Annotated in this window: 24 protein-coding genes; all 24 read right to left on the bottom strand. The window is 51.8% G+C overall.

The window, feature by feature from the left end:
* Nucleotides 1–110: 110 nt before the first annotated feature.
* A complete protein-coding gene (locus HMPREF2871_RS07150; RefSeq protein ID WP_049344626.1) occupies nucleotides 111–599 on the bottom strand; it encodes a hypothetical protein in 489 nt (162 codons plus the stop codon).
* Nucleotides 600–1,223: a hypothetical protein gene (locus tag HMPREF2871_RS07145; RefSeq protein WP_070629683.1), complete on the bottom strand. Its 624-nt coding sequence runs from the start codon at nucleotides 1,221–1,223 to the stop codon at nucleotides 600–602.
* The gene (locus HMPREF2871_RS07140) at nucleotides 1,204–3,501 is read right to left on the bottom strand and encodes a tail fiber domain-containing protein (protein WP_070629681.1); all 2,298 of its coding nucleotides are present in this window, start codon (nucleotides 3,499–3,501) and stop codon (nucleotides 1,204–1,206) included. The genes HMPREF2871_RS07145 and HMPREF2871_RS07140 overlap by 20 nt, the downstream gene beginning before the upstream one ends.
* 2 nt (nucleotides 3,502–3,503) lie before the next feature.
* Nucleotides 3,504–4,070: a YmfQ family protein gene (locus HMPREF2871_RS07135; RefSeq protein WP_004520434.1), complete on the bottom strand. Its 567-nt coding sequence runs from the start codon at nucleotides 4,068–4,070 to the stop codon at nucleotides 3,504–3,506.
* The gene (locus tag HMPREF2871_RS07130) at nucleotides 4,067–5,134 is read right to left on the bottom strand and encodes a baseplate J/gp47 family protein (protein ID WP_004520435.1); all 1,068 of its coding nucleotides are present in this window, start codon (nucleotides 5,132–5,134) and stop codon (nucleotides 4,067–4,069) included. Before HMPREF2871_RS07130 ends, HMPREF2871_RS07135 begins: the two co-directional genes overlap by 4 nt.
* Entirely contained in the window at nucleotides 5,131–5,484 is a 354-nt protein-coding gene (locus tag HMPREF2871_RS07125; protein ID WP_004520436.1) for a phage GP46 family protein, read from the bottom strand. The genes HMPREF2871_RS07130 and HMPREF2871_RS07125 overlap by 4 nt, the downstream gene beginning before the upstream one ends.
* Before the next feature lie 111 nt (nucleotides 5,485–5,595).
* Nucleotides 5,596–6,225 (bottom strand): phage baseplate assembly protein V, encoded by a 630-nt coding sequence (locus HMPREF2871_RS07120; protein WP_070629679.1) that lies wholly within the window; start codon nucleotides 6,223–6,225, stop codon nucleotides 5,596–5,598.
* A complete protein-coding gene (locus tag HMPREF2871_RS07115) occupies nucleotides 6,226–7,392 on the bottom strand; it encodes a phage baseplate assembly protein (protein WP_070629677.1) in 1,167 nt (388 codons plus the stop codon). It lies immediately after the preceding gene.
* Entirely contained in the window at nucleotides 7,376–8,743 is a 1,368-nt protein-coding gene (locus HMPREF2871_RS07110; RefSeq protein ID WP_070629674.1) for a DNA circularization protein, read from the bottom strand. Before HMPREF2871_RS07110 ends, HMPREF2871_RS07115 begins: the two co-directional genes overlap by 17 nt.
* A 9-nt stretch (nucleotides 8,744–8,752) precedes the next feature.
* Nucleotides 8,753–10,885, bottom strand: coding sequence for a phage tail tape measure protein (locus HMPREF2871_RS07105; RefSeq protein WP_070629672.1), 2,133 nt, complete (start codon nucleotides 10,883–10,885; stop codon nucleotides 8,753–8,755).
* The gene (locus HMPREF2871_RS07100; protein WP_063069155.1) at nucleotides 10,882–11,094 is read right to left on the bottom strand and encodes a hypothetical protein; all 213 of its coding nucleotides are present in this window, start codon (nucleotides 11,092–11,094) and stop codon (nucleotides 10,882–10,884) included. Before HMPREF2871_RS07100 ends, HMPREF2871_RS07105 begins: the two co-directional genes overlap by 4 nt.
* Nucleotides 11,091–11,477, bottom strand: coding sequence for a hypothetical protein (locus HMPREF2871_RS07095; RefSeq protein ID WP_070629670.1), 387 nt, complete (start codon nucleotides 11,475–11,477; stop codon nucleotides 11,091–11,093). The genes HMPREF2871_RS07100 and HMPREF2871_RS07095 overlap by 4 nt, the downstream gene beginning before the upstream one ends.
* A gap of 93 nt (nucleotides 11,478–11,570) precedes the next feature.
* On the bottom strand, nucleotides 11,571–11,945 hold the full coding sequence (locus HMPREF2871_RS07090) for a hypothetical protein (protein ID WP_004520443.1): 375 nt from the start codon (nucleotides 11,943–11,945) through the stop codon (nucleotides 11,571–11,573).
* Nucleotides 11,946–11,957: 12 nt separating this feature from the next.
* The gene (locus HMPREF2871_RS07085; RefSeq protein ID WP_049335909.1) at nucleotides 11,958–13,385 is read right to left on the bottom strand and encodes a phage tail sheath subtilisin-like domain-containing protein; all 1,428 of its coding nucleotides are present in this window, start codon (nucleotides 13,383–13,385) and stop codon (nucleotides 11,958–11,960) included.
* Complete coding sequence (locus HMPREF2871_RS07080) at nucleotides 13,382–13,564, bottom strand: DUF2635 domain-containing protein (RefSeq protein WP_004520445.1); 183 nt, start codon at nucleotides 13,562–13,564, stop codon at nucleotides 13,382–13,384. The genes HMPREF2871_RS07085 and HMPREF2871_RS07080 overlap by 4 nt, the downstream gene beginning before the upstream one ends.
* Complete coding sequence (locus HMPREF2871_RS07075) at nucleotides 13,557–14,228, bottom strand: DUF1834 family protein (protein ID WP_004520446.1); 672 nt, start codon at nucleotides 14,226–14,228, stop codon at nucleotides 13,557–13,559. The genes HMPREF2871_RS07080 and HMPREF2871_RS07075 overlap by 8 nt, the downstream gene beginning before the upstream one ends.
* Nucleotides 14,212–14,637, bottom strand: coding sequence for a gp436 family protein (locus tag HMPREF2871_RS07070; RefSeq protein ID WP_004520447.1), 426 nt, complete (start codon nucleotides 14,635–14,637; stop codon nucleotides 14,212–14,214). Before HMPREF2871_RS07070 ends, HMPREF2871_RS07075 begins: the two co-directional genes overlap by 17 nt.
* Nucleotides 14,637–15,062: a hypothetical protein gene (locus tag HMPREF2871_RS07065; RefSeq protein WP_004520448.1), complete on the bottom strand. Its 426-nt coding sequence runs from the start codon at nucleotides 15,060–15,062 to the stop codon at nucleotides 14,637–14,639. Before HMPREF2871_RS07065 ends, HMPREF2871_RS07070 begins: the two co-directional genes overlap by 1 nt.
* Nucleotides 15,063–15,103: 41 nt before the next feature.
* A complete protein-coding gene (locus HMPREF2871_RS07060) occupies nucleotides 15,104–16,006 on the bottom strand; it encodes a Mu-like prophage major head subunit gpT family protein (protein ID WP_004520449.1) in 903 nt (300 codons plus the stop codon).
* A 22-nt stretch (nucleotides 16,007–16,028) separates the two neighbouring features.
* Nucleotides 16,029–17,084 (bottom strand): phage protease, encoded by a 1,056-nt coding sequence (locus tag HMPREF2871_RS07055; RefSeq protein WP_039862366.1) that lies wholly within the window; start codon nucleotides 17,082–17,084, stop codon nucleotides 16,029–16,031.
* Nucleotides 17,085–17,301: 217 nt separating this feature from the next.
* Nucleotides 17,302–17,796 (bottom strand): phage virion morphogenesis protein, encoded by a 495-nt coding sequence (locus HMPREF2871_RS07050; RefSeq protein WP_049335907.1) that lies wholly within the window; start codon nucleotides 17,794–17,796, stop codon nucleotides 17,302–17,304.
* Nucleotides 17,797–17,905: 109 nt separating this feature from the next.
* Nucleotides 17,906–19,243, bottom strand: a complete 1,338-nt coding sequence (locus HMPREF2871_RS07045; protein WP_049344611.1) for a phage head morphogenesis protein — start codon at nucleotides 19,241–19,243, stop codon at nucleotides 17,906–17,908.
* Nucleotides 19,236–20,789, bottom strand: a complete 1,554-nt coding sequence (locus tag HMPREF2871_RS07040; RefSeq protein WP_049344609.1) for a DUF935 domain-containing protein — start codon at nucleotides 20,787–20,789, stop codon at nucleotides 19,236–19,238. The genes HMPREF2871_RS07045 and HMPREF2871_RS07040 overlap by 8 nt, the downstream gene beginning before the upstream one ends.
* A 77-nt stretch (nucleotides 20,790–20,866) precedes the next feature.
* A partial coding sequence (terL, locus tag HMPREF2871_RS07035; RefSeq protein ID WP_168163731.1) for a phage terminase large subunit occupies nucleotides 20,867–21,573 on the bottom strand: 707 nt, incomplete at its 5' end.

Genomic DNA, 21,573 nt, shown 5'->3' with positions numbered 1-21,573 from the left:
AGAGACTAAGGCGGCCTTAGAAGTCAATGCAGGCTTGCTCTGCTTGGCTGGCGTGCCGGTGCTCGCAACACAGACACGTCGCCGCTCCACTTTATTTAAAACTTTCTAAATTACTTTGTTTCCTCCATTTTCTCAGACGGTCTATCTTTAGTTGATACCGCGGCATACAGGGTTTGCGGGCTGTATCGGCACGGGTTAGTGTAGCCTATTACATATGCGCACCATTCGCTGCAAAACCAGCGGCTTTTGCTGTGTGGTGATTTGAGTACCACGCCAATCGCACCTAGCCAGTCGTAACCTGCCCCGTGTGTACGGTGGAACAAGCGGCTGGCCGATATGGCAACAGATTGCGGCAGCGGGATTAAGTCCCATTTATCAGCAGGCAGCGGCATGGTTTTAATGCGCACCCCGCCGTCTCTCGCGCTAGACGAATAACAATCAAACAGGCAGTCGCGTGGGTGCTTAACAGCGATTTCACAATGGCTGTACGGGCTGCATGTTGCCAATCGTACAACGCTGTCGGCAATGCGTTTAACCACATCGCGCGGGGTGTTGATTGCGGCTTTGCCTTTATAGAGTGCCAAATAGACTTGAACCATTCAGACGGCCTCCGGCAGTGTGAATACGACTACAATCTTATCAAGCGCGGCCTGCGTTTTCGCTGCTTCGATCTTGCTTTGCAGCGCTTGGCGCTGGCCTGCCACATGGGCGGCAAGTTGCTCATAGGCCAGCGTTTTACGTAGCGCAGCAGCCTTAAGCGTATCAGCAGGAATACCGCGGGCTGTGGCGATGCCGTCAAGCACTGGCGTTGGCGCGGCTTTATCTTCCTGCCAAGCCTTCGCTTCAGCGGCTTGAATTGCCCAGCTTGCAAACTCAAATTCAGGTACGCTGTCGATACCGGCGTGCTTGTTAATAAAAGCCTGAGCGGCAGCATTTAATGCAACGAGTTTTCCGGATTTTACGCCGTCAATATTTGCCGATTCAGGCGGGGTCAGGCTGATGCCATCGGGCAAATCACCTAACTTATCCCACACCTGCTCTTGCTCACCGACAAAAACTACGCATCCGCGATAGTCGGGAATTATCTGCCAACCTTGCCCATCCCACTGGGCGGCCTGATATTGTGCGAGATCAGGCATTTCAGCTTCGATGCTGGCGCGGCCGTCATCAAAATATTGCTCCTCTACGAACAAGCCGTTTTGGTCAATCACGCATCTTGTCATTTTTTAACTCCTCAATCTGCTTCTTAAGGTCATCAATTTGAGCAGACATTTCTTGAATCGCTTTTGTTAAAACGGGTACAAATGTCTCGTACTCAATTGTGTAAGTGTCCATCCTGCAATTCACCATCGGCAGTTTGCCGTACTCAGCTTCTAATGCAGCAACATCTTGAGCAATAAACCAATGCTGGATGCGGTCTTCTTTGTAGCGTCCGTCTTTGGTTGGGGCCTGCCACCACTCCCGCAGTTTTTCTGCGCGCTCTTCCGGCGGTAAATCGGTAAAAAGTTCGTCGGTATAGGCGTCTCGGCGGTCATATACTCCAGTTACCGGTCGCAGCTTTTTAACAAAATCCAAACCGATATCCAGTGGTGCGATATCCGTTTTGTCGCGGGCATCCGAACGAATATTTACCGCTGTCGGGGCGTACAATGTTTGTCCCGACCCGCCAAGCTGAATCTCGTTACTTCCATTGATTCGCGCACCGTAACCAATCGCAATGGCATTAGTTATTTTCCCGCTTAAAACATTTCCCTGAACATTTCGATATCCTGCTGAATCGCCAATAAAAACGCACTGCTCACTACTAATAGTAGGCGCGCACCAATATCCCACAGCAACACTTGAATAATGCGTTCCATTTCTGAATGATGATGCCCCAACCGCCACAACTTTTTGGGGGTTACTGCTTGTCAACATGGCATCTGCACCAACAACAGTAGAATATGCACCGCTGACTGCATCTTTCAGTGCATTTGTACCAATCACTGTTAACTCTTCATTCTTCGCTGCCGAAGATGATGACGAATAGACATATTTAAGCTCCGCCACTCCTGATGCGTTAAGTTCTTTAGGGCTACGGACTTTAATACTACTTTCTGTTACTTCAACCACTTCAGCAGGCACTACATCACCCTGAACTGTCTTGGCTTCGCCTGAAGTGAGGCGGATTCCCACCCAATAACCGACTTTTGCGCCGCGAATATTGCCAAATGTCAAAGTAATATTACTGCCGCTTTGGGTATAATTTCCGCTCTCAGTGCCAGTCCATAGCACATCGCCTCCATTCGGAGCGCTGGTTCGTTCTAAGTTCTCTAACGCAGAAGCACCAATCGCGGTCACTTTTTCAGCTTTTTTTGTATTTCTTGCAGCACCTCCACCGATTGCGGTTTGCGCATCTCGTCCTTGGTACATCTGTAAAACAGATTCGCCGATAGCTACGGTGCGAGATGTTGGGGACGGCCAAAATACTTCAATATCGCCAGTCAGTCCTATTGGGGCAACACCGGCCAACGCTGCCGAACCTAATACCACATTCGAATAGCCAGTTCCCAGCCCCTGACCTGAATTTCTGCCGATTGCTACATTTGAAAAGCCGCTAGTGATGCCGCGCCCAGCATTACCGCCGATACCGATGTTGCGCGTGCCGTACATCTTAGACTGGTCGTACCATTCCGTTTCGGCCTGTACATTAATAAGACTGTCTGGGCCAATAGAAATATTGTCGCGACTAATACGGGAAAAACCTTGTGAACGATCACCAATTGCGATAGCTGAAACACACTTTTCAGTTTGATTCATTGCACCTTCGCCAATCGCTACAATTCCAGCACCAGTCCACTCATTCGATTTAATGTTCGCGGCGGCCCCTGAGCCAGAAATGAATCGACCGATACCGCTTCTGATAGGCTGGTATTGAACATCGACAGTTTTGCCGTTAATCACAAACTTGCCGTTTGTGTATTTGTTTTTTTGCGGGTAGGTATTACCCGTATCAATTGACAAACCCAAGCAGTCGACAACAATGCCAAGCGCGGCGGCTTCAGCGGCATTTAAAGTTGCTAGTGCATTGTTTTTGCTGGCTACATAGCCAAAATCATGCAGGTTAAGCATCCCTGAAAACACACGCTTCCAGCGCGTGCCGTCGGTAGAAACAATAACGGTACAACCGTTATCAGCGGTAGATTTATCTGCTTTATCCGCCACGAACACGCCGCCGCCCACTGTTGTATTGGGGTGATAGGCGTTAACGTTTACATAACCATCACCGCTGTATTTACGCAAAGCCTCAATACTGGCCACTTGAGAAGCATCGGCGGCCAGCGTTTTAATAGCTGATAAGACTTGGGCATGGTCGGCTTTGTTAGGCTCAATGCCAACCGCGTTTAAAATGCTGTACAACTCGCCTTGCAATTGATTCAACCACCATGCAGGCACGGGCGTACCGGGCGTACGGCGGTCGCCGTCAATAAATTGCTTACTCGGGGTTTGGATTAAGTCCATTTTTATACCTCTTCTTCATACTCAAAACGGCAATAAGTCCATGCCGGTTTTAATTCTTCGAACATTGTTTCGATAATCGGGTCGGTGTATACACTGATGCGGTCGCCGGCACGGCTTTGTCCGGCTCTGAAAATATAGGCGGTGGCTTTTCCGTCGGCGATGTCGACGCACCAACGCCAAATAGCATCTTCAGTATTCAAACAATCTCCCGCACAGCTTTCACCGGCACGGAATTGGTCTTCTTCATAAATGTTTACGGTGTAGCCTGCCGATTCAGCAATGGCAGTAAAGTAGGCAATGCTCAAACCGCCCAAGGCGTTGAGTTTGGCCAGCACGGCATCAGTACGTTGTTGGGTATTGGCTCCAGCAGGCGGAGTGATGGCCAGCAGCTCTTCCCAGCGGTACAGGTAATCGTTTCCCGCGTCAGGGAACGGCGCATTTCTCACTCCTTCCGCATGATCGGCCACAATATCAAACACACCCGCTTCAGCTTTGATTTCTGCCGTATCTCCTACGGTGTCGTAGCTGACAGGCGGGCGCATGGCGGCAAGTAAGGCTTGATGGCTCACGTGGTGTACTCCACGCTAATACTGCCAGCACGCAGCCAGTAAATATCTTCGGCACTTTCCTGGGGCTTGATATTGCTCACGGGTGTGGTTAAGACACGGTCACGCACGCCGTACACCTCGCTGATTAAGGTTTCCAACTGGCTTTTAATTAGGGTGTCGCCGGGTTTTAAGGCATCAAAATAGGCGTTTACAGCTGATTTGATGGCAGCGGTGGCCGTATCGGTATCCGTACCGCTGCTTAAGGTAATGGTGACGGCTACATTCACGGTCTGGATACTGGGCGCAAGGGCTAGAAAGCCGTTTTTACGGGTAACAGGTCGCACCGCATCGACATGAGCCTGTACGGCGGCCAGTGTTTCTGCGCTGGGAATACCGTTTTCACCCAAAATAACGGCATCGACAAAGCCGTTACCACGACGCAAAGGGTAGATAAAGGCATCAACCACACCCGGCACTTCCAAGCACCAATTGCGGAAGTCGTATTGGTTACCGCCCGCAGCGGGTCGGCGCAGGCGTTCTTCGTAGCGTGCCAACAGGCTCTCATCGCTTTCGGCATCTGTACCGCCAACCATCGTTAGCAAGACGGCGGAACTGTCAATCCCTGCAGGTACGCTTTGCAGCGTAGCCGCGGTTTCGGCGGTTTGATTTTGAGCACTACCCGCAACAGTGGCGATAACGGCTATCTCGGTGCTTCCAAGCGTACCGATAACGGCAGATTCGGCGGCTAAATACACCTTATCGCCCACATTGATTTGTTGGCCAACAGGCACCGTTGCACCGACCGCGCCGCGAACACGCACCTTACCGCCCGCAAAGGTGGCAGTTTTTCGGTAAATCCCATATTTGGCAGCGTGTTTTTCGAGGTAGGCACTGTCGGCGGTATCGGCAAACGCTTGACGCAAAATCCACTCTTGATGCTGGTATTGGCCTTCACCCACAGCAGCAATAGCGGTAGCACGTACATGGTTGTCGCTGCCTGCGTGCACATGGGCGGTAGGGTTTTGGTTTTGTAGGTCGCGCAGATAATTGGCGCGGATTTGCTCGAAATTAAGTGCTTGCGTCATATCACGGCCACTTTGTGACTAAGAGTTACGGTATCGCCTGCGGCATCGACAGCTTCAATATGCAATTTCAGCCAGCCGCGCTGCGGTGTGGATGTGGTTACTTGGATGGATTGGGCGCGTTTAGACTGAAGCACGGGCTGTAATGCTTGCTCGGCGTATTGCTTGGCCAGAACTTCAATGCGCTTTAAATGCTTTTGGCGGCGTAATTCGTGCAGGCGGCTGCCGAGCGTGCGGTCTGCCCAGTAACTGCCCAAGGGTGTTACCAAGCGGATATACAGCTCGTTTTCGATGGATTGGGCGGATTGGTTGACCACATAGCCGCCTGTTTGTGGGTTGAGTAAAGCGTCCATACCTGAATTTTCGGATATGGACGCCCTTTCTTTGAGTGGATTGATGTCAGACAAATATAGAAAGCCGCCTAAAAAACCAATAAGGATTCTTAGGCGGCCTTTAAAACCAGTTTAAATGACTTCACCAGTTTCCGAACCGTTGGTCTCAGTGTGTTTGTGGGTGCTGCCGACATCTTTACCGTTGTTGGTTAATTCGCCGGTAGTATGCAAATCGCCGACCATGTCCACGTTGCCGGTAAATGTCGTACCGTTACCGCCTTGCACGGCCATACCTCCATTGCCGTTGATTTGGCCTTGTGCAGTCAACACCGCAGAACATTCGACCTTTTCTGAAGTGATATTTACGCCGTTAGGTGCTTTAATATTTAATTTATCGCAGTCAATCTCAATGACGCGCCCCTTTTTTAACACCATCTTGGCACCGTCAGCGTTATAAACCGCCGTTTCACCATCAGACAAACCGGTAATGCGGTACGCGCCGTTTGTCGTGGTAACGATAATACCGTGGCTGGTTTTACCCCCCAACGGCACAACAACGCAATCACTCCCGGCAGGCGGATTGCTGGTAAAGCCGAAGTTTTCGGCATGCTCCAAGTCTTGCACGGTTTCGCCGTCCAAGCCTTCGACTTGGATTTTTTGCACACCGCCACCTGCCTGGACTCTGGCAACCTTTCCGCGAAAGCCCTGCCGGACAGTGTTAAACGCCTGTTTGATACGCTTATCTATGGTTTTAATATCCATTTAAATAACCTGCAATTCCTGTTTTGGCTTTTTAGCCTGACGACGTTTATTCGGCTTGACTGGTGCTTGACCGTTGGCTTTTCTATTTTCAGACGGCTTGTGTGCAGTTTTCTTGCCATCTTTTTTGCCTGCGCCTTGTTTTTTCTTAGGCGGATCGGCATCCAACACCCATGCACCGTCTTCTTTAAGCGTTAATACAGTTTCCGTGCCTTGGCCTCTACCTCCGACAAAGGTACGCGCCATCAGGAAATACACCGCGTCGATGCCGTCCGGTTCGCTCAATACGTTGATTCGCTGACCCGGTTGCCATAAAGTACCGTCATCGGTTCGGTGTCCCTGTACCACCGCCGTGATGGTCAAGCCTTCCAAGCGGCTGTCTGCCAGGCGTTTCTTCGCTTTACGTTCCGCTTCCGCCTGACTGTCAACATCAGGCTCTGTCACGATTAAAGGCCGGCTCAGCTTAAGGGATTCATCTTTCACCGTCGCTTTGATATTGTGCTTGCCGGTATGGCTTTGTCCCAATACCGTGACCTCACTGTACCGAGCGGCCATATTGCGCTCGACTTCCAGGCTCTTGATATTGTTATTGTCGCCACTGACCCGTAAGACCAACTCGGCAACAGGTGCCGTGGTGTAGTCGGGACCACCAACAACCAACGTGCCGTCAGGCTCCATCCAAGGCCATACCCCGTTGGTTTCGGCATATTGTGTCAAGGCATCCCATGCACGGCTTCCGGGCTCGATTTGAACTTTATGGGTTTTATTGGTTTTGGCTGCATCGATACGGATTTTTGACAAACCCAAAGGCTTGACGATTTTTTCAATAATTTGGTTTAAATCCATATCCTGCGCATTAAACAACGGCGCAGAACAGTCCAACAGGATACCGGCATCATCACGGCCCTGAATGGTCAGCGTTTTATTGCCTTTCTCCGTCGTAGTGTGCACACGGTCGATACGGCCGCTTAATACCGTATCCCCACCGACACGGACTTCTACTTTATCGCCTTCTTTTACTGCAGTCGGGACTGCATCTACCGGACGGCCAAGCGTGACTGAAAAGTCATCGGCGGGGGTGAGCAGGTCAGAAACGATGTCGTAATTCGTCCACTGCCCATGAGTTTTGCCGTTAATCATCAGAGTGACAGTATTATTTGGCGTAGGCATTTAACACCTCTCCTTTACTGAGAAAGTTCGGATGACAGATTTGTGGATTCAGACGCAACAACTCGCCAAAACGGCTGTAATCGCCATACCATTCAAACGCCAACAGATGCAGGCTGGTATCACGTCCTACAATTTTCTGCACTAACGGAGGACGCATATTCAAAACGGCAAAAGCCTGTTTTTGCAGCTTGTGCGCCGTATCACGCAAACTTTCAGTCAGTTCAGCGGCAGTTTCAAGATATGGTGTTTGCGGCAACAGGCCGGCAGCCTCAATGCGGCGATACACATCATCAGCACTGTCTGCTGGTGTTTGGTATAACCTTAGCAAGGAATAAGCCATCTTCTCGGCCTTTGCCTCATCTGCCAACATCATTGCCAAAATACGGTTTGCGGCCAGCGTGCGTTGCAAAGCAGCATGGGTATCGGATAATAGGCGTGAGATTTCCACGGGCGTCAAAGTTGGCGCATCAATTTGTGTTGCCAGAATATCTGCGGCCTGTTCTGCCAAAGCACACGCTCCAACAGTTGCGGTGAACGCTGTGAAAGCAGCGACATCTTCAACCTTTGCACGCTGAATCAAATCGATTGCCGAAACGCTGCCTTCTGTCCCGCGACTTACCTGCCACGGCGTAGTGGCGGCTTTTGACACTCCGCCAACCATATCGCGCCAGCCATCCAGCCCACTTTTACCGACGACGTGCATATTTGCCAACACACCGAATACTGATTTCAACTCAGCCACCAATACGCGCGGGTTGTTAAGAAGATTCATGGAGCCGGTGAATACGCCGTTTACCTGACCATACATAACGCCGACTGCCGTCAATACTGTGGCATGAAATGCGTTCCAACGGCTTTGTGCCTTCTGAATCTTGCCCAAGGCCGTCTGAAACACTTCAAAACCCTGCCATGAGGCCAAATCTGCCAGCCAATCGATTTCATCGGCCAGTGCAGACGGCAATTCACGGTCAAAAAACGGGGCGGCTTTGACACTTTGCTTAAAGGTCATCCGCACCGTACAGTAATCGGGATTTTCTTCATTATGAGCAGCTTCAAAATCAGCCACCACGCAATCGGGCACGCTGCCGTAAATCGGGTGGATCAATTCGCCCGCACCAGTCTCCCGCAAAACACCTAACAGGCTTTGCAGCCTGCTTTCATAATCATCCCCCCACAATACCGCCGTCAGGCTCATATCCATTGCCGATACGCCCGTGTCCTCAATATCCGAACCCTGAACAAACGGGTATTCGTGTTCGGCTAAGGCGTGCGTGCCACGCAACGTATCATCGATTACATCAAAGCCGACACCCTTGAAACTGGCATCAAGCAAAGTATCTTTCCAACTCATCACGGATCCTTAATTTTTAGCTGCCGCACGCGCCGCCGCTTGATTGATATAGGCCATAATATTGCCGTTTTGAACGGTGACTGTAACGGGTATCGGCTTACCTGCCGCCGCCTGCATTTGCGCCGCCGCCGCAGTCATCTGGGTGGCCGCATTGGTAAGCTGGGCAGTTGCAGCCTGATTTTCAGTTGCCGCTGTGACATACTGTTGGCTGGCTTGCTGATTGGTTTGTGCAGATTGACTGAGCTGCGCCATACTCTCTTTGAGAACAGGACTGTCGAGCGGAGAGTTATTCCCACCCAATTCCTCCCGTTTTCTCATGTATTCGTTTTTGGCAGACGACATAAAATCAGGCAAAAACGACTGCAAGCGGTCGGCGAAGGCCACCAACGGTTTACTCCAGTCGTCATATTTATCTCGTTGCGCCGCCAAATGTGTTACGCCGCCCATAGCGGCCAACGGAGCAGCACCTAAAGTAAAGGCACCCATTGAGCCTGCAGAAGGCAGAAAACGGCCGGCACCGGCAACACCTTGACCGCCTTGGAAGAACCGCCATCCGCCGCTTACCATTGAGCTTGTCCCCACAGTTGCGGATACTGCCGCAGCCCCTTGACCCGCCGCCACCGCTGTCTGCGCAGCTTCCTGATTACCTCTGGCCCAGTCGGCAATACCTTTAAGCTTATTGGCCACCATGTCGGTAAAGCTTGAGAATGCACCATATTCGGCTTCGCTGTATGCCGTTTTGAGCTGTTCTTTTTTGAATCCGGAGCCATCGGCCACAAATTGATAAGCCCCATCTACTGCACCGGCGGCATTGGCTTGTCCTTGCTGCAGTCGTGCGGCTTCTTGCTTGTTGTTGATGAGCGAGAGCAACGCCATTAAGGCTTGGCGGTCTGAAACCAACTGGCCGACAGCCGTACCGTCAACCAAAGCTTTTTGGTTTTCCAGTAAAGCCAACTTGGCTTCATCGCCTTGCGCTGCGGCCATCTGCTTCATTAAGGCAGCACTCTTTTCATCTTTCTGCACAATTTCACTGACAATATCGACCAATGCGTCCAGCGAGTTCATGCCTGCAGCCTGACGCTTATTCATACTGGCCGTGAAGTCAAAACCCTCTTGGCCGTTAATGTCGATTTTCTTTGCCTTAGTAACGATGTCCTGACTGCTGATTTTCGCCAGCAGGTTGACCAGGTTGTTACCGGCTTCGTCTGTACTGCCTGCAGTCATAAACGCCAGTTGGTTTGCATTTAACAAACTGCTGAAATTATCCAGTGTCGCGCCCATACCTGCGGACTTCATTGCTGCCAACTGTTGCGGCAACCATCGCGCCATGTCTTTCAGCTCAAAACCGCCATCCGCGCCCGATTGCATGGCTCGGTCAAGCAAAGCAGGAATATCGGCTTCTTTAAACCCTGCCTGCTTCGCCTTGGTCACAATATTGGCAATATCATCGGCATCGGCATTGGCGGCCAGTGCTGTTTTCATTACGGTTGGCAACATCTGCTTCACGGCAGCATCACTCAACGAACCGCTGGCCACCATGGTATTCATTGCCTGTAAAGCTGCTTCCTTAGATGTTCCGCCAAGATAAGCGGCATCGTTTACCGTTTTATTAATTTCCTCCATGCCGGCACGTTTTTCCGCCAAAGTCTTGCCTGCATACATGGTATTGGTCGCGTGACGCAGCTCCGTGTCATAGTCCATTGTCCGGTTGACCGGCTGGGCCAACACATAACCGCCGGCCATGACACCGGCGGCAACCGAAGTCGCACCGCGCGCCAAACTTTTACCTCCTTGGATCATTCGGTTGAAACGGCTGCCGCTGTTCATTTCGGCATTTAACTCACGAATACGGCTGCGCGTCTGTTGAGCGGCTCGCGCCAGTTCATTGTGCGAAGCACGGCCGCTTTTGGCCATTGCGTTGTAGGCCGCTTGAGTACGTTGGATTTCACGGCGGATTTCACGCTCTGTGCGAATACCCAAACGGGCGGCAGCTGCATGCATCAGCTGTTGTTGCCTGCCGGAAGATGATGCCGCACGGCTTTGAATCTGCATCGTACGGTTGGCCTCGGTCGCCAAGCGGCGCAGGCCGACACTTGCGTCATCTCGGAACTTGGCAACTAATTCGATTGTATTACGGCTCATTTTTTCTTCCGTTTACTGATAAAGGTTTGAGTGTGTCCGCCAGATGCAGATGGGGCTGAAGTTTTGGCAGACGGCGCAAACCAGGGCAGCACCACGGGAGCGGCACGGCCACGGTCAATCAAATCGGCCTGTTTGAGCCATCCATCAAGCTCCGGCTGAGTCATCTTGCCGATATCGTCGGCAGAGATACCGTAACTCCCCAGCTTCAAGACTGCGTATCGGTAGCGGTCGGCACGGGCTGAACGGACAGACGCTTTTTTGCTAACAGCTCTTGGGCGAAATAAAGCGCGTCAAAATCGGTGGCGACCAACTCATCGGCCAAGAAGTCGGGCGTTAAGGCATCAGGCTGAATCGTACCGATATGGTCGAGAGAGGCTGAATAGGCTGCCAACATACGCGCCTGACCCTCCAGCGTTGGGTCAATAGCCATATCTTCGCGCACGGTCAGCAGATGCATGGAAAAATCACGATGGACAGCGCCGTCAACAGAGATACCGTACTTCAGACGGCCTGAAACGGTTTTCAGGTCAGAAGAAATAACCAGCTCATACTCTTTTGCGGCATGTTCGAGCTCTTTGGAAATTGAAGACATAATAAAAGCCTCTAAACGGTTAATCGGATAAAAATCCAATTATCGTTTAAAGGCTATTTAAACCGTCTTTAACAGGTGTCAGTTTCGGATGGCTTACTCAATCACTTTACGGGTTGCAAAGCCGGTCACATCAATGACCAATTCGTTGTCCACCGTATAGCTTTCACCGGCTTCCTTCGCGCAAAAACCAAGATAGGAGGTTGGGCGCGCACCATTGATATCAGGAACCAGCGAGATTTTTGCGTCTTCGATTTTGTCCCAATCGATAACCGTACCGTCTGTCGGCACGACGGCGGTAAAAGAAATATCATACTGGCCGACACCGCGCGTAAAGCCTTTGACGCGGCGTGTGCGGTTCATGGTTTTAACTTCTTTTTTGCCTGTGATGTTTTTCACATCAATCTTGGTGACTTCCACCTCGGTCGCACCGACATACAGCGTTACGCTGCCTACATATTCTGTACTCATGTTCTTTCCTTTTTACAGATAAAGGTCGATAACCATGCCTACTTGGTGCAGGCCGTTAACCACATCGGATGGCACGCGGCAGTTGAGCATGCCGGTGTTTTGTGCATCGCGTTCCACAATCAGGTTGGCCAAATTGTTTTCAACGTCTTCGACGATTTCCAATTCTTCGCATTTCATCAACACGTCGATCAATTCGGAGCGGACACGGGCAATGGTGCGCTCGGTCATTTTGTCGCGCGGGAAACGCAATGCGATACGGTCGGCACACGCGCCTGATACATAAATCAATGTGCGCACGGTAGTCATATCGAGCAGACTTTCGTCTGCCGTGCCGTTGGCAGTTTTGGTATAAGTCGAAATAGCGCGGACGATTTGGGCGGATGTGCCGTCTGGGCTGGTTTCAATAGGAGTAACGCCGTTGTAGAGCGCGTTTTCCTGTTCGGTACGCATAGTCTTGTCTGCACTGTCGCACACACCGATGCCGTTGAGCTTCAGGGTATTGAGCGGACGAGCCGGGTCTTCCTCGCTGGCCACAACGGCCGCAAACGCGGCTGCCAGCTCACATGGCAGGCTAGGCGTTTTACGATACCAGGCCGAATACAGATAACCGCTGTTCAGACGGCCTGCCTGTGTCGTTGTTTGCGCCAATGCACCGGTTTGGCCATAAATACCCAATGCCCAGCGTTTTTCTTCAGGCGCACCGACAGTTTCCAAATGTGTGCGCAACTTCAAGAGGTTCGCCTCATCGGTACAGCCTACCGCAATCAAATTATGGCCTTCGGCAATCACTGCATTCAATGCAGGGCCGATATCGGCATCGGCATCGCCGCCGCTCATCGCTTTGACTGCAACGGTAATCCCTTCGGCGGTATTACCTGTGCGAATACGGATATGGTTGCCGTGCGTGCCTTTATTTTTAGCTGTCAGCGTTACCAAGCCTTCAGAGGCTGTCGCCGTTACCGGCAATGATGTTTCGGCATCAATGGCGGCTTTGACGGCAGAGGCTACGGTTGCGGCGGTTGCATTGGCGGCGACACCGACGGTCAGCGTATCGGCATTGCCGATGTTGACGCGTAAAACGCCTTGCGTATCGGCAGTGCCCGTAATCGTGATATTGCCGGTCGCCGCAACGCCTGCTTCATTGTCGGCAACGGTAATCAGGCTCAAATCTGCATATGCGTAAGCCTTGATAGCGGCCAATGCCATCAAATGCGCCTGAGAGCCGGCACCATACGCAGCTGCGACATCGGCCGCAGAATAGATATTTGCCAGCGCAGTCAGCTTGCCCGCCTTGGGATTGCTGTGTTGCGCAATCAGCAGTACACGTTGCTTGTTGGTTGGCAGGTTGCGTACAGCAAGCTTGGTGTTCCATTCGACGTAAACGCCCGGCTTACGCGTACTGGTCTGAATTTTGTCGAAACTGACGTTTGCGGAAGTCATGATTTGTTGCCTTTCGGGTTGTCCTCAACAATAACCAAGTCGCCGTAGTGAATACAGCGCAGGTAATACGCGGCATTCGGCACTTCGACCGCTTCTTGGTCGGTAATATATTCATGTGGCTTTCCTGCCATAGGTACTTGCAGACCTGTGGCGGCACGAACTTTAATGGTTTCAGTCATGTTTTACCTCGGTTTTAACGGTGGCCGCCATATCGGCGGGTTGGTTTGGTTTTTTGGGCGGGATACGCAGCTCAAGGTTTGCGCCTTTCAAGTCAGGATGTTCTGGATAGGTACAGCCATGGTATTCGGATACGTCGGCATATATTTGCGCCTGTTGAGCATCTGAAACCGTAGGCCGTGGCCAATCGCCGTCTCGCAGTGCGTCTTCGAACCAATGCGTTTCAAAATCCAGCGCAAATACGCTGATTGCGTCCAACTCCATTTGTTTAGAAAACAGGCTTTTTGCTTTGCCCGGCTTTAGACGGCCTATACACAAACCCATAGTCTGATTGATCAGCAACAGGCGCACGGCCTGCATCAGCCGGTAAGTGCCGACATCGTTTCGGTGTAAACCGCCGAAGCGGCTGTCCGCCTCGCTGCCGCTGGCACGGTCGCCGACCAAGACAGTAAAGTGACCAGTGACTTGGTAGCGTGTTCGGCGCGTATCATGGGGCTCGCTGTCGGTAATGCCGGCAAACATGACCCAAACGGCGGGGAACTGGTTGACCACTTGAGCCAAGCCTTCGCCGTCAAATTCGCCACCGTATGTATGCACACCGCTGACCATTTGGCCAAGGCCGTCTGAAAGACGCTGTTTGATGGCTTGTTCAATAGACGCTATCACGGCCGAACACCTTTTCCTTGGCGGCAAACATTACCGCATCACCTTGCACGGTCGGCTTGGGGTCGGCATTTTCAGCCACACCCAAACCAGCCTTGCCTGATGCCACCAATTTGAGATACGCAATCGCCGCCTCATATCGGTGCACCATATCTTCCGTCAGTTGGCGCTTGCCCGTTGCCAAACGGTAAACGGCAATGTCGCAGCAATAAAGGCTCAACAGGCGCACAGGGGCAGGCAACGGCAATTCATAGCGCGATGCCAGATAGCCGTCGATTTCGGCGGAGGCATCATCCAAACCTTGTTGCGCAATTTCGGCATTCACGCTTCCCAAGCGCGTCAGGTCGGTCAGCCCTGCAATCGTCGGCTCGGTATAACGCGCCACCAAATCGGCAACCGTTGCGTAAGCCATTAATCCTGCTCCACAGGCAAGGCTTCACAAACAACAGCCATCGGTTCGGCCAGCAGGCGCTCCCACGCTTCGGGCTCGAAATCGGCACGTTTCACAAAGGTAAAATGCGGTTGAACGTGATACCCGCTGCGCCAAAACGCATGGCCATGTTTGGATTTGATGGCAACCACTTCGGCATCTGCCGCCGCTTCACCGCCTGCCTGATAGCGTTCTTGTGCTGCTACTGCTTCAACGGCAGGGCTTGCGGCCTGTTCCAATTGAGCTTCCAATTCGGCGATACGCACACGCGCCGCTTCAAGCTCGGCGTTCAATTTTTCGACTTCAGCCTCAAGAAACGCCTGCAACTTAACGTCTTCGGGGTTTACATCCACAGTTGCGCCAACCGTTTGCTCGGTTTTTTCATCTTCGTTTTTTACTTTTGCCATTTCTTATCCTTTCGGCGGGCAGAGCCCGCCTATCTAAAGGGTTACAGCAACCAAGGAGATACGATTACCTTGCATTTGCCTTTGTTCGGGTTGTACGCACCACTATCCAGGCGGTCGCCTTCCACTAATTTTTTGGCGGCGTTTTCCAAAGAAGGAGGAACCAGCAGCACATTCGGGCGGATACCCAGCGGTCGGCCGCCGTCGCCTTTCAGGCTGACCATTGCGTTGTAAGCCTTTTCAAAACCTTCGGCATCCAGGGTTTCTTGCGACTTAGCCGCCATTTGCCAGAAGCCCAAACCAACATTACAACGGCCGTCCACGCCGTAGCGGTATTCGTTGCGCATAAATACGCCTTCGTCGGTAGCGGCGGTCATGGCAGTGAACTGCTTAGGCTTGCGTTCCTGATAAATCAGAGGTTTCAGGGCGCGTGATGTATCCAGCAAATACCAAGCGGCTTCGGTACCGGTGAAAATATTGGATACAGTGGTGGATTGGCCGGTGCCATCGACTTTTTCATATACCGGGTGGTCGTTGTCGAAGAAGTTCTGACCGTCATAACACAACGTAGCATGCGCGTTTTTCAGCAGAGCAAATACCAATTCGTCAGGATGAACGGCGGAAGCACGGCCCATTTCGGTCATCATCGGCGCGTAAATGCCGACGTTGTCGTCTTCGATGTCGTTGCGGTTGACCTTGACCGAACTTTCAAAATGCTTGTTGGTGATGGCATAGCCGTGTGCCTTCATATCTTGGAATACGCGGTCGCCCACCCATTCGCGGAAGGCAGGCCATTGACCGAGCCAGCCGTAAGTATTGGAAGCAGTAGAGGACGGAATAACAGTGGCGATTTCCTTGTATTGGCTGTCCGCCATTTTCAGGCCGTCTTGGAAGTTTTTCTTAAAGCCGGTAAACAGCGCTTTCAGTGTATCTGGAGTGATAATCATGCTTTAATCCTTGTTTAAAGCCTTATTTGGCTTTTTGATAATCTTCGGCTGAAATGCCCAATTGCTTGGCCACTTCGATTTCTTCCGGAGTCAACGCAGGCTCACCGCCTTCAGCGCCTTTGCCACCGGTTTGCGTTTTACTCAACGCGGCCAATTTCAAACTGCCTTCCATCAGATTCTTAAATGCCTCTGGGTCTTTGGCAGCCAGTTGTCGTGCCGATGCTTCTTGATGCGGCAGCAGGCGGCCATCTGAAAGAGCGGCACGGATCAGGCCGTCTGAAGTACCGCCCACTTCCATTGCAATCACTTTCTTGCTCAACGCAGCCACTTGGGCTTTCAGTTCGGCAACTTCGCCGTCGTCGGCATTACCGCCTTGAGGATTGTCTTCGGGCTTGCCGGCATCGCCTTTACCGCCTTCGCCGCCTTGCGGTTCGTCTTTGTGTTCAGCCAGTGCTTCGGTCAGCGTTTTACCGCCCAGCTTTTCTTGTGCTTCGGCCAAAGCCGCTTCAATGGCTTTATCGTCGGCATCTGCCGCCAAGCCCAAGAGCTTGATTAAAGCTTCCTTGTTCATACTTGTTTCCTGTTTGGGGTTAATAGAGTTTTGGCGGCTCAATGCAGCCAGAGCCATGCCGTCCAGCGCAGGCGAATTGGTCAACGCCACACTGTGCAGCCCGCGCACATTGCCCAATGTGTCGTATTCGAGTACCGGCGACAGATAGCGGTATTCGCCGCTGTCTATCATGTCTTTTGCGCGTTGTGTCCATTTCACTTCGCCCATCAGACCTCGATCGTCATCCCACACATATTTGCTGATCCAACCGGCAGCAGGATTTTGCTGTCCGGTTTCCGCAGCTTTCAGTGTGGCGTGTTCGTAGTCCACAACAAGGTCTGTTTGTCCGGCATCAAAGGCGGCAATGATTTGCTGCGCCAAAGAGGCAGTCATCGTCCAGTGCGCCACGCCTGTATCGGTGCGCCCGTCGACTGGTGCAAATTGACCTTTGGGTACGATTTTGATAAGGCCGTCCGTATTTCCGACTTTGGCGGCAGATAAGGCGGCAAGAAAGGTTTTTGTATCCATTGCCGAATCATGAGCCATCAAGCCGGCACAAGAGGCTGAATCACTGTCAGTAAGGAACGAAAATGAGAAATATCGGAGAATGAAAAAGAGAGTATGTTTAAAACCGTTTCAGAAGCCTTTTAAGCCCCTCACAGATTGATTTAAACGTTTCGGGAAAGGGTAGATAAGGGGAAGATATATAAAAGCCGTCTGTGTGCAATTTCAGACGGCTTTTGTTTTAATTACCGAGAGCGGCATCCAAGTAATCATTTACCGCATCGACTAAAGCCTGTTCGTCGTCAGGTTGAAGAACCATAAACGGACGTGCAGGAATCTTACTGCCGGGGTGATTGACGCGTTTGGCAAACCGTCCGCCGAATTTTAAGGCTTTGCCGTTTTTCGGCAATATCGTATGCGGTGCAGTTTGTCCGCCGAAGTTATGAATGGCCGCATATTCAACATTGGTACCAACCACGGCTTCCGTGGCCGTACTGTTCTGCGTAATCGAATTGCGCAAACGCCCACTGGCCTGCAACAGCCCCGATCCTTCTCGCGCGGACGGATACTTGCGCGGAGCCCACGCGGGGCGGCCGCCTGCCTCGAAGTTGTCCAGCACAGCGTTGCGCATGATGCGGGCAAGCTGCGTCATCAATGGCTGGGTATTGCTTGTACGTTGCGCAATGGCGTTTAAGCTGTTTTGCAACGTGTCTGTGTTGATTTTTATCTCAATCATCAGTATATTATCCTTAATACCAAGTTGTCGGCGGGTCGCCAACTGGAATGGCCTCGGTGGTTTATCCACTGTTTTATCCTGTTCGAATCAGGCAAAGCCGCCAACTTGGTTATTTCTTCCAGATTAATTCATATCTGTCATTTTTATAAATATCCCCATCTTCAGCATAATTTCCTGTATTAACCATATTGACGGCAACCGCTTCTTTTTTGCCGGTATAGGGATTTCTTGCCTTAGCCTGATAATCCACAGTCACAACCAATTTCCCTTTGTTATTCACTCCCGGATACACAAACAACAGAAACTGCTGGCCATCGGCATTGCGGCCTGCCGTGCCAATGAGTATTGCCTCCGGATCTTGCAGCTGTTCTGGCAGGTCTTTCCAAAATGCCAAAGGCAACGGTTTATTTTTACTGTTACGCATCGCGTGTAATATTCGCTCATCACTCATCGCGATCACAGCTGATTGCGGATAGACATTCTTTGCGGCCAGAGCTTCTAATACCGACGGAGCCAACGCTCCGATATACAGCATTTCACCCCTGGCAAATTTCTCCATATTTACCCGATCAACCATTTCCGATGCTTGTTTAGATATGGCTGCCCTCCATTTTGGCTCTTTTAAAGCTTCCTGAATCGCCACACTTGCCAGCTTCGGCGGCAAATCCACTGCACGTTGCATCTGCAACTGCCCCAAGTTGGCCAAATGGCTTTTACCCACATTGTTCTGAAAACCTGCATCAGTATAAAAGCGGCTGCCGTCGGCCAGCTTCACCGCCTTGGCCGGACGGGTGTCGCCCTTACGGTTGACGACCACTTCCGTATCTTCCAGTTGTGCCTTTTGCGGCAACAGATTGCGCCGCTTCAAGTCACGGTCTGAAAACGCCCGTACGGTACAGCGGCAGTTGAAGCCGTTGGGAGGATAGAAGTAATCCCAAAACGGGTCGTCGATGTGATACACCGCGCCATGCGCCGCAGCGTGGCTCTGTCGGGTACGGCTGTCAAGAATGGCCGAATACTGCAACCAGGGCGCAGAGTCCCGACCATCTTCAAGAGCCTGCCAATGCCCGGCCATATAGGCCGACTGCATTTGCGTACGGAAAATAGTTTCCAAGCGGTGTACAGTAATGCCTTTACCGTCCACCTCGCCGGTGTTTATATGCACGATGTCGCCATCTTTCAGCAGCTGCCAATCATGCTGTTTCAGACGGCCTGCCACATCATCACGGAATTTCTCAAATGGCGTACCGTTTTTCAGGCTTTCATACAAAGCACCGTGGATTTGCGCGACAATATCCTGCTTGTGAATGCCCGCAATCGCCCGTGCCTTAGCCTGTGCTTCGTTCCACGTTACTTTCCAATCGGACGGCACATTAAAGCCCAGCCCCTCAAAATACTTGACGGCCTGTTCAGGCTCAAGGCCGAATGCGTAGCTCAAATCAGCCATTCATCCGTCCCCATAAGTCCGACACAAAAACCACACGCGCCAAGGCCGTCTGAAATTGCTCGGCAGTCAGGTCGGGATAAACGCGCAGTAAACGCTCCTGCACATCCTCATAACTATCACCCTCGGCCAAAGCCTGGCCTAAGCCGCGTAAAAACGGCTCAATCATTTCTGGCAAGGCCACTTTGCTCAAGTCCGCATTATCCAAATCCGCCTGCGCCGCGCCGACAATCTCGCCAGTTTTACTCAAAGCCACACGGCGGTAGCTTAGAGAAGCGTTTTTTAAATCCGTTTTAACGCCGGTTTGAAAAGCCAATACCGGCTCGTCTTCGGAAGCCAAAGGAATAGCTAATTTTTCCTGCGCCCACGACAACGGAATCTTCATGCCGATTTCCACCAATTTAGGCAAAGAGTCGGAGTACACCGTCAAATCTTCAGGCAATTGCGTATCGAACACAAAGCGTGGCAGACGTGAAACATCGACATTGCCTTTATTGAGCTGCAACAATGGCAGGATCAATTGGCGCGTCAATGTGCCGGCCAGTTGTTTGGCATCGGACACCAGCAAATCATGGCGCACCTCGTTATGGATTTGCCCCAGCGCATTGGTAGCAGTCTTGCCGTCAGCCTGGCTGGTCAGCGTGCCGCCTAAAATCGCTTTTGAAGACGTTTTATCCGCCCAATCAATCATTGCCTGAAACGGATCCGCACTGCCATTAGCCGCATTGAGCAGCTCAATCTGCATGGTTTCAGGAATAATCCCCGCCGCGTTATGGCCGATTTCGCGCACCGCATTCAAAAGGGTGAGCTTATCTTTGTCGTCCGCACCGGAGGCATATTTGCCGATTCGGGTAGGCAGGCCGTAAATCTCCAAAAACTCGGCCAAATCACGCACCGAGTAATTCTTGAACAAATAAGGCCACACCAGCGTGCGCATCAAACCGCTTCTTGCCAAAATACCCGAACGGCAGCGGTGCTTATGGACAATCCAGCCCAAATCCCACAACTTTTCGCCATCTGGGCTGCCGTCTTTGCGCAGCAACACCTCATCCATTGCATTGACCTTAAACCAAGCCTGCGGACGATGATGGAATGCCTTGGGCAACCATAACGAACCAAGGTTTTCCCATTCAATTTCCACGCAGGAGAAGCCGTGTCCGACCGCATCCAAAAGGTCAAACATCATATCCTCTAAATCGGTCATCTGATTGAGCCAGCCATCAACCTCTTCGGCCAGCTTCCGTTCCGCTTCGCTGCTGTTCGGAGGCGGAACAATATTCCAATCCAAGCCGATTACCGCGCGCTTGCGTTTGCTCATCTCCGAAAAGATATGGCCGTCCTTCTCCTCAATATCGACAAAGAGTTCGGACTGCGCCTGAATATCGCCGTTTTCCGCATCTTCCAAAATCCGATGGAGCGACTGCGGAGTCAGCCCTTTGCTCGGATGCTCATGGGTAGTGCGGTTTTTAACGATATCCGCCGTTTGGGATTGTTTATCGGGCGTTTTAGGTGCGGCTTTACTAAACAACGCACGGAGTAGGTTTTTCATGACGTAAAAAAGGGCAAGTTAAACTTGCCCCATTTTCAGCCGTGCCACTCCTTAGCAGGCTGTATCCCGTGTCAGTTTTACCATGCGCCGCTCCCCATCCGTCCGGACAAACCGTGCTCTCTAGGCACGGCAATATAGCCGCCGACAGTCGCGCTGCTTTGAACCAAACCCCACAGCATATGCACGGCATCAGGGCCGTCGTCATGGTCTGCCATCGGAAAATGGCGGAATTGGTCAATCAGTGTGCTTTGACTAGCGTGCAAACGGATTTGACCGTTTTGCATATACGGCTGCAGGCTTTCAATACGGAGCAGCTTGTCCGCACTCGGCTTAATGCCGCGTGCTGGAATCGGGATACCGACAGCCGCGCCGCGTTTGACCAGCTCAGTCTTCAAAAACTCCTGAAACTGCACCGTCTCAATGCCCCACAACACACAGCGGTACCGCCGTTGCAGTTCGATAATGTCGGAAATAATCTTGTCCGGCAGGCGTTTCTTAATCAGAGCCTCCACCACATCCAACACACCCGTGCGGCGGTTGTACCCGCCGATACACAACGCAGACGGGTCACGGCTGTTTCCGGCCTTGCCCAAACTCGGGTCGCACGCGCCATAGAAAATCCAATCAGAATCACGGTTAACCCAAAAATTCAGGCTGTTCGCAAACGGCGCGGCCTCACCGGCAACCGGATCATTCTGATATTCCGAATCAAACGTCGCATGACCGTCGCGGGCACGGATTTTCATCAATGCCAACACGCCGCGAGCCGCCCAGCTTGTTTGCG

The organism is Neisseria sp. HMSC067G12, assembly GCF_001812725.1.
Taxonomy (GTDB): domain Bacteria; phylum Pseudomonadota; class Gammaproteobacteria; order Burkholderiales; family Neisseriaceae; genus Neisseria; species Neisseria perflava.
The sequence above is the reverse complement of the archived record's forward strand: the minus strand, read 5'-3'. Positions and strand labels throughout refer to the sequence as shown.

Coding starts and splice junctions, on each gene's coding strand:
- HMPREF2871_RS07150 (WP_049344626.1), bottom strand. CDS start 599: ATGGTTCAAGTCTATTTGGCACTCTATAAAGGCAAAGCCGCAATCAAC.
- HMPREF2871_RS07130 (WP_004520435.1), bottom strand. CDS start 5,134: ATGACGCAAGCACTTAATTTCGAGCAAATCCGCGCCAATTATCTGCGC.
- HMPREF2871_RS07065 (WP_004520448.1), bottom strand. CDS start 15,062: ATGGCAAAAGTAAAAAACGAAGATGAAAAAACCGAGCAAACGGTTGGC.
- HMPREF2871_RS07115 (WP_070629677.1), bottom strand. CDS start 7,392: ATGCCTACGCCAAATAATACTGTCACTCTGATGATTAACGGCAAAACT.
- HMPREF2871_RS07080 (WP_004520445.1), bottom strand. CDS start 13,564: ATGACTGAAACCATTAAAGTTCGTGCCGCCACAGGTCTGCAAGTACCT.
- HMPREF2871_RS07095 (WP_070629670.1), bottom strand. CDS start 11,477: ATGTCTTCAATTTCCAAAGAGCTCGAACATGCCGCAAAAGAGTATGAG.
- HMPREF2871_RS07085 (WP_049335909.1), bottom strand. CDS start 13,385: ATGACTTCCGCAAACGTCAGTTTCGACAAAATTCAGACCAGTACGCGT.
- HMPREF2871_RS07105 (WP_070629672.1), bottom strand. CDS start 10,885: ATGAGCCGTAATACAATCGAATTAGTTGCCAAGTTCCGAGATGACGCA.
- HMPREF2871_RS07045 (WP_049344611.1), bottom strand. CDS start 19,243: ATGGCTGATTTGAGCTACGCATTCGGCCTTGAGCCTGAACAGGCCGTC.
- HMPREF2871_RS07145 (WP_070629683.1), bottom strand. CDS start 1,223: ATGACAAGATGCGTGATTGACCAAAACGGCTTGTTCGTAGAGGAGCAA.
- HMPREF2871_RS07055 (WP_039862366.1), bottom strand. CDS start 17,084: ATGGATACAAAAACCTTTCTTGCCGCCTTATCTGCCGCCAAAGTCGGA.
- HMPREF2871_RS07090 (WP_004520443.1), bottom strand. CDS start 11,945: ATGAGTACAGAATATGTAGGCAGCGTAACGCTGTATGTCGGTGCGACC.
- HMPREF2871_RS07125 (WP_004520436.1), bottom strand. CDS start 5,484: ATGGACGCTTTACTCAACCCACAAACAGGCGGCTATGTGGTCAACCAA.
- HMPREF2871_RS07070 (WP_004520447.1), bottom strand. CDS start 14,637: ATGGCTTACGCAACGGTTGCCGATTTGGTGGCGCGTTATACCGAGCCG.
- HMPREF2871_RS07050 (WP_049335907.1), bottom strand. CDS start 17,796: ATGATTGAGATAAAAATCAACACAGACACGTTGCAAAACAGCTTAAAC.
- HMPREF2871_RS07140 (WP_070629681.1), bottom strand. CDS start 3,501: ATGGACTTAATCCAAACCCCGAGTAAGCAATTTATTGACGGCGACCGC.
- HMPREF2871_RS07060 (WP_004520449.1), bottom strand. CDS start 16,006: ATGATTATCACTCCAGATACACTGAAAGCGCTGTTTACCGGCTTTAAG.
- HMPREF2871_RS07040 (WP_049344609.1), bottom strand. CDS start 20,789: ATGAAAAACCTACTCCGTGCGTTGTTTAGTAAAGCCGCACCTAAAACG.
- HMPREF2871_RS07120 (WP_070629679.1), bottom strand. CDS start 6,225: ATGGATATTAAAACCATAGATAAGCGTATCAAACAGGCGTTTAACACT.
- HMPREF2871_RS07110 (WP_070629674.1), bottom strand. CDS start 8,743: ATGAGTTGGAAAGATACTTTGCTTGATGCCAGTTTCAAGGGTGTCGGC.